The 11,654-nt window shown below is 71.4% G+C and carries 10 protein-coding genes; 6 read left to right on the top strand and 4 right to left on the bottom strand.

The features are described 5' to 3' along the window. Positions 1-186: 186 nt before the first annotated feature. The 4 genes from WME73_RS37130 to pssA all read left to right on the top strand — a co-directional run bounded on the left by WME73_RS37130 (position 187) and on the right by pssA (position 3,821). Positions 187-543, top strand: a complete 357-nt coding sequence (locus WME73_RS37130; RefSeq protein ID WP_437710456.1) for an antibiotic biosynthesis monooxygenase family protein — start codon at positions 187-189, stop codon at positions 541-543. A 75-nt stretch (positions 544-618) separates the two neighbouring features. Beyond that, on the top strand, positions 619-2,022 hold the full coding sequence (locus WME73_RS37125; RefSeq protein WP_437741046.1) for a selenium-binding protein SBP56-related protein: 1,404 nt from the start codon (positions 619-621) through the stop codon (positions 2,020-2,022). 6 nt (positions 2,023-2,028) lie between these two features. Further along, positions 2,029-2,667, top strand: coding sequence for a hypothetical protein (locus WME73_RS37120; RefSeq protein ID WP_437741045.1), 639 nt, complete (start codon positions 2,029-2,031; stop codon positions 2,665-2,667). A gap of 218 nt (positions 2,668-2,885) precedes the next feature. Beyond that, on the top strand, positions 2,886-3,821 hold the full coding sequence (pssA, locus tag WME73_RS37115) for a CDP-diacylglycerol--serine O-phosphatidyltransferase (protein ID WP_437912623.1): 936 nt from the start codon (positions 2,886-2,888) through the stop codon (positions 3,819-3,821). A gap of 13 nt (positions 3,822-3,834) precedes the next feature. Here pssA and WME73_RS37110 read toward each other — a convergent pair whose 3' ends face one another. The 3 genes from WME73_RS37110 to WME73_RS37100 form a co-directional block, all read right to left on the bottom strand. After that, positions 3,835-4,164, bottom strand: a complete 330-nt coding sequence (locus WME73_RS37110; protein WP_437741043.1) for a hypothetical protein — start codon at positions 4,162-4,164, stop codon at positions 3,835-3,837. 436 nt (positions 4,165-4,600) lie between these two features. Beyond that, positions 4,601-6,112, bottom strand: coding sequence for a lamin tail domain-containing protein (locus WME73_RS37105; RefSeq protein WP_437912622.1), 1,512 nt, complete (start codon positions 6,110-6,112; stop codon positions 4,601-4,603). A 304-nt stretch (positions 6,113-6,416) separates the two neighbouring features. Then, positions 6,417-7,754, bottom strand: coding sequence for an STAS domain-containing protein (locus tag WME73_RS37100; RefSeq protein ID WP_437741041.1), 1,338 nt, complete (start codon positions 7,752-7,754; stop codon positions 6,417-6,419). Positions 7,755-8,243: 489 nt separating this feature from the next. Here WME73_RS37100 and WME73_RS37095 point away from each other — a divergent pair, with 489 nt between their 5' ends. Both WME73_RS37095 and WME73_RS37090 read left to right on the top strand, forming a co-directional pair. Then, the gene (locus tag WME73_RS37095) at positions 8,244-9,035 is read left to right on the top strand and encodes a tetratricopeptide repeat protein (RefSeq protein ID WP_437852354.1); all 792 of its coding nucleotides are present in this window, start codon (positions 8,244-8,246) and stop codon (positions 9,033-9,035) included. Further along, complete coding sequence (locus WME73_RS37090) at positions 9,035-9,994, top strand: glycoside hydrolase family 75 protein (protein WP_437912621.1); 960 nt, start codon at positions 9,035-9,037, stop codon at positions 9,992-9,994. The genes WME73_RS37095 and WME73_RS37090 overlap by 1 nt, the downstream gene beginning before the upstream one ends. Before the next feature lie 73 nt (positions 9,995-10,067). On the opposite strand, the gene WME73_RS37085 is transcribed toward WME73_RS37090, so the two are convergent. Continuing rightward, positions 10,068-11,318 (bottom strand): hypothetical protein, encoded by a 1,251-nt coding sequence (locus WME73_RS37085; protein WP_437741038.1) that lies wholly within the window; start codon positions 11,316-11,318, stop codon positions 10,068-10,070. Positions 11,319-11,654: the final 336 nt, after the last annotated feature.

The following is an 11,654-nucleotide window of genomic DNA, read 5'->3' as shown; positions in this document are numbered from 1 at the left end:
GCGGCATTGCGTTGAGCTCCGAGGGATTCTCAGGCATTCTGCCGGCGTGCGAGCGGCGCCAGCGCGGGAGCGCGCGAGCGGCGCCAGCGCCGCGCGGCCCCGGCCGGGCACAGGCGCTGCCAAGCTTGCCGCCGCCCGCAGGCCTCCCGTACGATCGAGAAGCAAGAAGCAAGAAGGAGAGGAGCGATGATCGTCGTTACCAACCGCATCCCCGTCGCCGAGGGCCACGAGGCCGATTTCGAGGATCGCTTCAAGAACAGGGTCCACCTGGTCGATCAGGCGCCCGGCTTCATCCGGAACGAGGTCCACAGGCCGAAGCCGATGAAGCTGGACCACGCGACCGGCGCGTGGAGCCCGGACCCGGACGCGCAGGGGTTCTACGAGGTGAAGACCTGGTGGCGGTCCATGGACGATTTCATCGCCTGGACGAGGAGCCCCGCGTTCGCGGAGGCGCACCGGAACCGCGCGCCGAAGGAGATGTTCGCGGGCCCGAGCAAGCTCGATATCCACGAGGTGTTCCTCAGCACCGATCTGCCGGGGTAGGCTCGGAGCGCGCCGGTCCTCGCCGGCGGCGCCCGGAACAACACGCGAACGCCCAGAACCAAGGAGACGCAGCGCATGCGGTTTCGTCCGGATCCCACCTTTTACCCGTCGCCGCGCCTGGCGATGGAGGCGCCGCCCGAGCGGCTGGCCTACGTGACCGCGCTCGACGCGGGCGCCGCGCTGAAGCGCCCGGGCGAGCTGCGCCATGACGCGCTCACGGTCGTCGATCTCGATCCGAGGTCGCCGGCGTATGGCACCCTGGTCTCGGTCAACGAGCTGCCGACCTACGGCGACGAGCTGCACCATTCCGGCTGGAACGCGTGCAGCGCCGCCCTGTGCCCCTACGCGCCGCACCCCCACGTCGAGCGCCGCTTCCTCCTGCTGCCGGCGCTCCGCTCATCGAACATCTTCGTCTTCGACGTCAAGCCGGACCCGCGCCGCCCCGAGCTCGTCCACACGGTGCGCGCCGAGGAGATCGCGAAGCGGGCCGGCTACTCTCGCCCGCACACGCTGCACTGCGGCCCCGACGGCATCTACGTGAGCGCGCTCGGCGGCCCTGACGGCGACGGGCCCGGGGGCATCTTCGTGCTCGACTGCGAGAGCTTCGATGTGCTCGGCCGATGGGAGATCGATCGCGGGCCGCAGTTCCTCCACTACGACTTCTGGTGGCACCTCGGCCACGACACCCTCCTCACGAGCGAGTGGGGGACGCCGAAGATGATCGAGGACGGCGTGAATCCGGAGCTCCTGCTCGGCAAGAAGTACGGTCACCGCGTTCATGTATGGGACCTGCGGAAACGCAAGCACCTCCAGGCGCTGGATCTGGGCGATGAGCACCAGATGGCGTTGGAGCTCCGCCCCGCCCACGACCCGACCAAGGCCTATGGCTTCGTCGGCGTCGTCGTGAGCGTCAAGGATCTCTCCGCCTCGATCTGGCTCTGGCATCGCGACGGCGACCGGTGGGCGATCCGCAAGGTGATCGAGGTGCCGGCCGAGCCCGCGGATCCCGACCTCTTGCCGCCGCTGCTCAAGGGCTTCAAGGCGGTGCCGCCGCTGATCACCGACATCAACCTCTCCCTCGACGACCGGTTCCTTTACGTGTCGTGCTGGGGCACGGGCGAGCTCCGCCAGTACGATGTATCGGACCCGTTCCACCCGAAGCTGGTTGGCTCAGTGCACCTCGGCGGCATCGTGCGACGGGCGGCGCATCCCCGCTCCGGGCCGCTGCGGGGCGCGCCGCAGATGGTCGAGGTGAGCCGCGACGGCCGGCGCGTCTACTTCACCAACTCGCTTTATGCGTCGTGGGACGAGCAGTTCTATCCCGAGGGAGTCGGCGGCTGGATGGCCAAGGTCGATGTGGCGGCGGGCGGGGGCATCTCGGTCGATCCCGAGTTCTTCGTCGATTTTGGCTCGCTGCGCCCTCACCAGGTGCGGCTCGAGGGGGGCGACGCGTCGTCCGACTCGTTCTGCTATCCCTAGCCGGCCATGATGCCCTGGCTCACGCTGGCGCTCCTCGGCGCCTATCACGGCATCAACCCTGGCATGGGCTGGCTGTTCGCGGTCGCCCTGGGCCTGCAGGAGAAGAGCAGCGGCGCGGTGCGGCGGGCGCTCGTCCCGATCGCGCTCGGCCACGCGGCGTCGATCGGCCTCACGGTCGCGCTGCTCGGGGTCGGGCTCGCGAGCGTCCCCGCCGCGGCGCTCCGCTGGCTCACGGCGGCCGCGCTTGTCGCGTTCGGCGTGCTCAAGCTGGTGAGGCCGCGCCACCCGAGGTGGGTCGGGATGCGCGTCGGCTTCCTCGACCTGACCTGGTGGTCCTTCCTGATGGCCACCGCGCACGGCGCGGGGCTCATGCTGCTCCCGGTCTTCCTGCTCGGCGCCGAAAGCCCCGCTCCGTGCCACGGTGGCGGGTGCCACAACGCGGCTGGCCTGTCGCTCGCGAGCCCGCTGGGCTACCTCGCCGCGGTCCTCGTCCACACGGCCGCCATGATGGGGGCGGCGGCCGCGGTCGCGCTTGTTGTCTATCACAAGCTCGGCGTCGCCATCCTTCGCACCGCCTGGTTCAACCTCGATCGGGCCTGGGCCGTCGCGCTCATCGGGGCCGGCGTCATCGCGGTGCTGCTCTGACGTCCAGGCCGTTGTGACGGGCGGCGGCCTGGCTGCCGAGCTCGCCCGCAGCCACCTCGACACCCCGAGGGTCGACGGCGGTCCGCCTGCGCACCGCTGCGCCGCCGAGCGGCCTGCCGCTTGAACGCGAGCCGCCTCGTGTACTACGAGGCCGGCCGGGCGCGCTCATCGGTCAGCGGCCTTCAGCCGCGGCGCCCCTATCCCGCGGGATCGCCACCATGTCAGAACATCCTCCAGCAGCGTGGGACACCGGCGTCGGGCCGTGGTGTCCCGCGGGCCCGGGGCAGGCGACGAGCGCGCGCCCCGAGCGCCCTCGCGGCGAGGTGGCGCTGGAGCGGCCGCGGCCCGCGCCAAGGCGGGCCCTGTACCTCCTTCCCAACCTGATCACGCTGTCCTCGGTCTTCTGCGGCTTCGACGCGATACGGCTCTCGGCCTCCGCGCGGTCCGACGGCGACCTCCGGCGCGCCGCGCTCCTCATCCTCGTCGCGATGCTCGCCGACACGCTCGACGGCCGCGTCGCGCGGATGACCCGGACCGAGAGCGCGTTCGGGGTCCAGCTCGACTCGCTGGCCGATCTCGTCTCCTTCGGCGTGGCCCCGGCGCTGCTCGTGTATCAGGGGTCGCTCCACCGCCTCGGTCTCGCCGGCGTGCTCGGCGGGTCCGTGTTCGCCGCGTGCGGCGCGATCCGGCTCGCCCGCTTCAACGTCCTCTCCATGGGCGAGGCGGGCGGGCCGCCGTCGCCCGCGAGGTACATCGTGGGCCTCCCTGTCACGGGCGCCGCGGGGATCCTGATAGCCATCGTCATGACCCGCCACGGCGCGGGCGGGCAACTGGGAGGCGCCGGCGTCGCGCCGGCGGTCCTCGCGACGACGCTGCTCCTCTCGATGCTGATGGTGTCGACCCTCCGGTTCCGCTCGTTCAAGGATCTCCGGCCGGGCCCCCGCACGCTGCTGGCCATCGCGCTCGCGCTCGGATCGAGCGCGCTCCTCTCCGTCCGCTGGGGGCCCGCGCTCGTCCTCGCCGGGGGGCTCGGCGTCTATGTCCTGCTCGGCGTCGTCGAGTCGCTCTGGCGGCTCCCGGCGCTGCGGCGCGGCGCTCCGGCTGCGCTCGAGGCGCGCGCCGCGCGCGCCGGGGGAGGCGAGGAGCGGCCGTAGCGCGGCCCGCCGATCACGGCCTCCCCGACTGCCAGTACCCGTTCCCCTGCTGCTTCCACCACTTCACCTCGGCGCTCGGGGACCCCGGCCACGCGCGATAGGTGTAGATCCCGTCGTCCAGGAGACAGATCGGGTCCTGGTGCTCGTGGCTCAAGCAGACCTTCCCGGGCCCTCTGTCGTACTCGAGGTAGTAATCCACCTGTTCGGGGTCCTGTAGCCCATCATTCCAGATATTTTTCGTTCGTGCCTCCCATCTGCCCATCGACACATAGGTGAACGTTCGATGGGTGGTCCCGGTGACCCCTCCGGCCCTGGTGGTCGGCCCGGAATACGCATAGATCATCATCTGCGCATAGGCGGCCGCCGACGTGAGCGACACGACGGCCAGGGTAGCGAGACCGCGGCGTAGCCTGCTCATGGATCACCCCTCCTGCCATTGAGAGAACGATGCTCGTCTCGAACGATCGGCTGTACGTCAGGCCTCTCTCCGGCCTTGACGCGGTTCACCCTCTAGAGCCCTGGCGCTGACCGTCAACCCTGTGTACCGGCCTCCGGGGTATACCCCTCGCGCGGCCGCGAGCAGGCTCGTGCTGGCGGCGCACGCGGCGCTTCAGCGCTCGACCTCGATGGGCTGTCGCGGAGATCTGGAGCGAAGGAGCTGGTTGGCCGCTCGGCGGGACCAGCCCGATCGACTCCTCTGCAAACGCTGGTTCAGGGGCGGCCGTGGGTCACGACGACCTGGGGCCAGCGGGGCAATCCCCGCTCGTCCGGGCGGCGCCTCAGAACGCCGATCCGTTCGCGCGACGGCCCGGAGAGGCGCTCGCGCCAAGGGTGCTGTGCAGGGCGAAGGGCGCTCCCGGGGAGGCGTCGGGGCTGCGGTTCATCGAGACGCCGTCCTGCGCCGCGAGCCCGCTCGCGTAGGTGACGGTGTCCACGGTCGCGCCCGAGGCGTTTCGCAGCCTGACCGTGTCCCCGCTGTTGCCGAAGTTCAACGACCCCGTGGACGCCGCGACGGCCCCGCTGCCGCTCGGCACGGCGGAGGCGCCGCCATACACCACGATGGCCGTCGAGGGCGCGAGCGACGCGCCGGTCGGGAAGGTATGGCGCGTCGACGTGCCGTCTGAGAGCGTCCAGCCGGCGATCGCCGCCGCCGCCGTGCCGACATTGACGATCTCCACGAACTCGCCGGTCGTGTTGCTGCCCGGCTCGTTCGCGAGGACCTCGTTGATGATCACGGCGGCGGTGCCCGTGCCCCCGCCGCCGCCGGCCCCGCCGCTGCCGCCGGCCCCGCCGCTGCCGCCGGCCCCGCCGCTGCCGCCGGCCCCGCCGCTGCCGCCGGCCCCGCCGCCGCCGTCGGGGACCAGGAAGTCGCGCACGACGCCCATGTGCTGCATGTTCGAGGCGCCGCTGTCCGACGAGAGCGCGGGGCTGATCTCGGAGAGCGGCGAGTAGACGCGCGTGTCCGCCACCAGGCCGTTCGCGAAGCTGCTCCCGCCGATCACGACGGCCGTCTCGTACGCCTCCAGGTCGCCGTCGACGAGCACCCAGTCGTAGGGCTTCGTCCTGCCGGCGTTGGTGTTCGCGTTCCCGTTCCGGTCGGCGGGATAGGGCCCGGCCGTGACGACGACGTCCGAGAGGCTCGAGACGCACGCCTCGGTCCGGCTCCCCGTGTTGAAGTCGCCGCCGATCACCAGGTAATCGCCCTGGGCCACGTTCGCCTCGATGAACGAGACGAGGTTCTGCGCCTCCGTGTCGCGCGCCGCCGCGCTGGACGTCAGGAGGTGGACGCTGATCGCGAACACGTGGCCAGGGCCGGGGATATCGATGCGCGCCCACGCGAAGTCCCGGTTGCTCACCGACGTGTCGTCCCACTCGCCGGACGCCACGATCGGCCACCGGCTCACGATCCCGTTCGGGATCTGCGCCCCGCTCTCGCGGTAGTAGCTGAACCCGGCGCCGAACGTCGCGTCGACGAAGGCGCGGAGCTCGGAGGTGGTGTTGCCGCCGTAGTTGAACTCTTGCAGCAGGGCGATATCTGGCTTGATTCCCTGCAGGATGCGCTTGCCGTGCCCGGGATCGTAGCTCTGGTTGTTGCCGCTCGTGATGTTGGCGGCCATGAGCCGGACGCGCGTCGACAGCGCATCGCTGTGCTCGCCGAGGAGCTCCGCCTCCGCGCCCTCGTCCACGTCGAGCGGCGGATAGGCCGCGCACGCGGCCATGGCGAGCGCCGAGGCGAGCAGAGGCAGCCGAACCCATAAGCATCGCTTCAAGAGGGAAGACGTCGATCGCATGGCGCTGCACCGGACCTTTCTGGGGATCGTCTCCTGAAGCATCCCCTCGAATTTCCCGCGAAGATTCACAGGGAGTCGGGGAGACGGGGAGTGAAATACCACCGATCTCCCCGTCTCCCCGCCTCCCTGTTGAATTCTTCTCTGAAAACGCCAGCAAAACGAGGGGTTTGTCAGGAGCGCCTCATTACAGCACGGAACGAGGGCGCGGCGGTGTCGCGTTCGTCCCTGTTCCATGCAGTGATGATGCCGTTCCGGTCACGGACGGACGACACCCGACGTCGGGCGCGCTGGTCGGCTCAGCGGCTCAGCGGCTCGCCATCGCGAACGCGATCCCGCTCTGGAGGGAGCTCTTCACCGCGCAGCGGCCCATGTCCGCGCCGCGCTCGGCGAGGCGCTGGGCGACCTCGGGGCGGATCCCCGTGAGGACCACCCGCGCGCCGAGGAGGCCCGCGACCCGCACCGCCTCGAGCAGCGCCTCCATCGCCGGCGGATCGATCTCGTCCACGCCGGTCAGGTCGATGATGGCGATCCGCGTGCGGCGGTTCGCGATGCCGCGCGACAGCGTCTCGATCATGCGGCGCACCCGCCCGGCCTCGAGCGGGCCGATGAGCGGCACGACCACCACGTCGTCGCGGATGGGGATGAGCGGCACGGACAGCTTCGCCAGCGCGGCGTCCTGGGCCTTGATCACCTCCTCCTGCAGCCGCGCGCGCTCCTCCTCGGCGCGCTTGCGCTCCGTCAGATCGATGCCGGTCATGATGACGAACCGGACCCTCTCGTCCCTGCCGCGCAGGACGGCGCCCGACCACGCCGTCACCCGGCGGGCGCCGTCTGCAGCCGTCCACGGCACCTCCACCTGCTTCTTCGACCCGCCCGCGCCGAGCTGCTCGAAGAGGCCTTTGAGCTGCGCCGACGCGTGCGGATCGGGCGTGAGATCCCAGAGGAACCGGGCCTCCCGGAGCCCCCGCGCGCTCCCCAGCGCCTGCTCGGCGGCGCTGTTCATGCGGACGATGCGGCCCCGCGCGTCGAGCACCACGATGAGGCCGTCGACGAGATCCATGACGGCCGCCATGAAGTCCCGCTCCCTGCTCAGCATCTCCTGCCCGTGCTTGCGCTCGAAGATGCGGCCGAGCTGCCGCGCGATGCGGCCGATGGTCGCCGTGAACTTCCCGTCGTCCGCGTGCTCGGCGTCGGAGAAGAACTCCAGCACGGCCACGACGTCCGCGCCGACCACCACGGGGAACGCGAACCCCGTCTTCACGCCCAGGTTCCTCGCGAGCCTGGCGCGCGGGAAATTGGCGTCCATCGTGACGTTGCGCACCCACGCCGGCTGCTTCGAGGCGAGCACCCTCCCGGGGAGACCGAGCCCCGCGGTGAACTGTGTCGCTTCCGTGACAGCCTTGAACGTCGCGAACTTTGCTTCATCGTTCAGGTGCCAGAGCGCCGTGGGAAGGAGCAGAGACGGATCGTCCGCGGCCGGCACGTACGCATGCCCGACCGGCCAGCCGAGGTGATTGCAGATGTGCGTGATGGTGCGATGCAGCGCCTCTTCGACGCTCGCTGCCTCGTGGACGTCGACGGTGACCACCCGGAGCAGGTCCACGAGCGACGGCTCATCCGTCAGGACATTGTCGAGCCTCAATCGAGCTCGCGCCGCCAGTTCATCCGAGCGTTTGAGGGGGCAAGTCATGCATGAAGCCGTACCATGCGCCATGTATCGAATCCGTTTCGACGCGGCGTCGTCGGCGGTCCGCTCGTTTCGCTCGTTCGCCATGGACCGGCGCGGCGCGCGCGGCCCCTGGCCAGCGCCGCGGCGCCGCGGTGACCTCGCCGGGCGGGCGGCGGGCGCGCCGGGGATGCTGGGAGATCACGGCGCTCGCCATCCGAGTCGTCCGAGTCGTCGCTGGACGGTGGTGCGCTCTTCCCCTTAAGGTGTCGGCCGCCGCGGCGAGGCGGCGCGCGCGGGCGCGCGGGGCCGTGAAGCAGGCGACGGCCATGGCGCCCTCTCCGGCTTCTACTCCGGTTTCTGACCGCTTCTGACCGCTTCTGACCGCTTCTGACCGCTTCTGACCGCTTCTGACGGACAAGGATGATGATGCTCTCGAACTGTCTTCGCCGGTGTGCGTTCGTTGTGACGTTGCTGGCTGGCGTGCCGGCGCTCGGGGCGCCTCCGCCGGACGGCGCCGCGGCCGAGGCGCAGCAGGCCGCCCGGACCAAGGCGCACGAGGGGCTCAAGCTGTACGGCGCGGACCGCTGGCAGGAGGCGTTCGACGTCTTCCAGGAGGCGGATCGCCTCTTTCATGCGCCGACGCTGGTGCTCTACATGGCGCGGTGCCAGCGCAAGCTCGGCCGCCTGGAGGCCGCGCGCGACCTGTACGAGCAGGTCCTCGGCGAGCCGCTCCCGGAGGATCCGCCGACGGCGTTTCTCGAGGCGCGGAAGGACGCCGAGACCGAGCTCGCGGGCGTGCGCGCCGCGCTGGACGCGGCCGCGGTGAAGGCGCCCCCTCGCGCCGAGCCCGCGGCGCCGGCCGGGGCGGAGGGCGGCGGCTCGCTGGTCCCCGCCGGCGTCGCGTTCGGGCTCGGGGCGGTGGGCATCGGCGTCGGCGCCGTGACCGGCCTCATGTCGCTGTCGCAGGTCTCGGACATCAGGTCGCGCTGCGAGGGCCGGCGCTGCCCGGCCGAGCTGCAAGGCGACGCGGATGCAGCGGCCACGCTGGGCCATGTGTCCACCGTGGGCTTCGCCGTGGGCGCGGCGGCGGCCGCGGCAGGGGTCGTGCTGCTCGTGGTCCGGCCCGGCGGCGGCAGCGCGTCCGAGGCCGCGGGCGCGCCTGCGGCTGCGGGCGCGCCGCCGCGAGCGCCGCGCGGCGTGGTCTGGAGCGCCGGGGTGGGCCTCGGGCGGATCGAGCTCCAGGGGACGTTCTGATGCGAGCGCTGGCGCCAGGCGCGAGGAGGGCGTGGATCGGGGGAGCGCTCGCGGCCTTGGCGCTCTCCGGCGGCGGCGCGTGTACGAGCCTCTCCGGGGTCGGCGATCTCGTGTTCGGCGCCGGCCAGGGCGGGGGAGGCGCAGGTCAGGGAGGCGTCGGCCAGGGAGGCGTCGGCCAGGGAGGCGCAGTCGGGAGCGGCGCCGGCAGCACAGGCGGGGGCGGCGCAAGCGAGGGAGGCGCTGGCGCCGGCGAGGGAGGCGCTGGCGAGGGCGGCACAGGCGGGGGAGGCGACGGGGGCAGCGGCGGCGCCGGCGAGGGTGGCGCCGGCGAGGGCGGAGCCGGCGGGGGTCAGGCGCCGGGCCCTCCGACGGCGGCGGAGCTGCTCGCGCTCACGGCGTCATGCCGCCCGGCCTCGTCGGGGCTCTTCAGGAACGCGTTCGACGGTAACGCGGAGCCCGGCATCCCTGTCTGCGGGCTGAACGGGGCGTACTTCTGGCAAGCCGGGATGGGGATCGACTGCGACGGTCTATCCCATGAGTCCTCCGAGTGTCCCTCGTCGACTGCTCACACGGCGCTGGCCGACTCGCAGGGAAACGCGCTCGACTCGGTCCATCTCCCGTTCGTCGTCGCCCCCAACAGCTGGCCCGACGAATGCGACGCGGTGGCGTGGAACCACAGAGACGCCGGTGTCGAGCTGGGGGCCGTGGTGGCGGTCATCCGCGGCGACACGGTCGCCTATGGCATCCTCGGCGATACCGGGGAGTGCGATACGATCGGGATGGGATCGTACGCGATGGCGCAGGCCGTAGGCATCGAGCGGCCGGGCGCCGGGGTGGAGAGCGGCGTCACCTACATCGCGTTCGCGGGGCCGCGGGCGGTCGTGGATCCTGTCGAGGACCACGCGAAGGCCGAGGAGCTGGGGATCCAGCTCGCGGCCGAGCTCCTCGCGGCTCCCTGAGCGAGCGGCACGGGAGCGGGAGGATCGCCGCGGGGTGGCGCAGGGCCGCCCCGCGGCGCCTGTCATCGCGACGTCAGTTGCACGTCGCGGTCTGGCAGGCCTCCATCTCTGCGGCGCACGCCTCGCCCACGCACGTGCTGCAGGCCTCCGCGTCCTCGCCGCTGCACGCCTCGTTGCAGGCGCCGTTCCCCCCCGTCATCTGGCAGGCGAGCGCCGCCGAGAGCTGGGGCCCGACGCTCTCGCAGCTGTTCACCACGCAGCCGTAGACCGCGGCGTCATCCTGGGCGTTGCCGAGGCACTCGAACGCCTCGGCGCACGTGGTCTTCCCGTCGCCGAACCACGTCGCGGCGACCATGCCCTCCTCGGTGTCGCAGTTCTCGTAGGCCGGGGAGCGCGGGAAGTACGGCCCGATCAGCATGCACATCTCGTCGCGGCTGGTCAGGCCCTGCGCGATGTTGCGATCCTCGACGTTGTTGAACTCGCAGCGGTAGTCCAGGGACTCTCCCGCCTTGACCTCGAGGAACGGCGTGAACTCCTCGGACGGGACCCCCTCCCACCTGTCGTGGGCATAGAGCTCCGTCATCGTGCCGTCGAGATCGACCTTGTGCGCGACGTAGCCGACGCCGCGGCGGTGCATGTGCGACTGGATCCTCACCACCGAGATGTCGTTCTCGGTGACGCAACGCATGCGCGCCGTGGACTTTCCGTGCGCTGGCACGCTGATGAAGGGGTTGTAATGGAAGAGCATGCCCGCCTCGACCTTCACCTCGTCGTCCGCGATCGTGTAGAGGTTGATGCGCGCGTCGGTCTCGATGGCCTCGGGCGACGCGTTCACGTAATGGGTGTTCATGAGGAGCACCGTGCCCGGCGCGACCTTGAGCGCCACGCCCTCCGGGAGCTCGCCCAGGAACGAGTTGCCGTCGGGCGACTGGGAGCCGGCGACCACGCCGGTGGCTTCCCAGTCGGCCTGGGGGCCGTCGTTGCAGTCGTGGACCTGGCTCGCGTCCAGGGCGACGCCCCGGCGCGTCTCGGTCGGGATCGACGTGTAGGGCGTCGCGTACAGGAGCACATGGTGGCTCCCGCCGGAGTACCGCACCATCTCCCGGTTGACGTTGAGCCCCTCCGGCGGCGCGACGAAGAGCTGGCAGCGCTCGATCTCCTGCCCCGGCTCGAGCGTGGAGACCATCCGATACTGCACGCCGGTGCCCTCGGCCGGCGGCGCCAGCAGCTCGTCCTCGGAGGGTTGAGGGCCGGAGTCCGAGGAAGAACAGCCGAAGAGCGCGGCTGCGCCGAGGAGAGCAATGAGTGAGGTCGTTGTTCGCATGCGTTGATCCCTGCCGTGTGTTGGTATCGCATCTCGCGCGCGCCGGTCGTGTCGCGCGCACATGGCTCCCGGGGGCTCGCGGAGGGGCGCGCACCCGGGGAAATCGATCGACGCCGGCTGGTCCGCGCCGGCACGTCCGCGGCCGGCCTCATCCCATCGAGGGCGGAGGCGGACGGATAATGAAGTCATCTCCAGGATCGAGGGCGGCCGCGCCCGCTCGGCCGGTCCCGCGAGCCCCATCTCGGAGAGCGGCCGAGCAGCGTGTCGATGGCGAACCGCACCTCGAGGCGAGCCAGCGTCGCCCCGATGCAATAGTGATTGCCGCCGCCGAAAGCA

Source organism: Sorangium sp. So ce302 (genome assembly GCF_051530145.1).
In the GTDB taxonomy this organism is placed as follows: Bacteria; Myxococcota_A; Polyangia; order Polyangiales; family Polyangiaceae; genus Sorangium; species Sorangium cellulosum_B.
The sequence above is the reverse complement of the archived record's forward strand: the minus strand, read 5'-3'. Positions and strand labels throughout refer to the sequence as shown.

Coding starts and splice junctions, on each gene's coding strand:
- WME73_RS37125 (WP_437741046.1), top strand. CDS start 619: ATGCGGTTTCGTCCGGATCCCACCTTTTACCCGTCGCCGCGCCTGGCG.
- WME73_RS37110 (WP_437741043.1), bottom strand. CDS start 4,164: ATGATCTATGCGTATTCCGGGCCGACCACCAGGGCCGGAGGGGTCACC.
- WME73_RS37105 (WP_437912622.1), bottom strand. CDS start 6,112: ATGCGATCGACGTCTTCCCTCTTGAAGCGATGCTTATGGGTTCGGCTG.
- WME73_RS37130 (WP_437710456.1), top strand. CDS start 187: ATGATCGTCGTTACCAACCGCATCCCCGTCGCCGAGGGCCACGAGGCC.
- WME73_RS37090 (WP_437912621.1), top strand. CDS start 9,035: ATGCGAGCGCTGGCGCCAGGCGCGAGGAGGGCGTGGATCGGGGGAGCG.
- WME73_RS37085 (WP_437741038.1), bottom strand. CDS start 11,318: ATGCGAACAACGACCTCACTCATTGCTCTCCTCGGCGCAGCCGCGCTC.
- WME73_RS37120 (WP_437741045.1), top strand. CDS start 2,029: ATGATGCCCTGGCTCACGCTGGCGCTCCTCGGCGCCTATCACGGCATC.
- pssA (WP_437912623.1), top strand. CDS start 2,886: ATGTCAGAACATCCTCCAGCAGCGTGGGACACCGGCGTCGGGCCGTGG.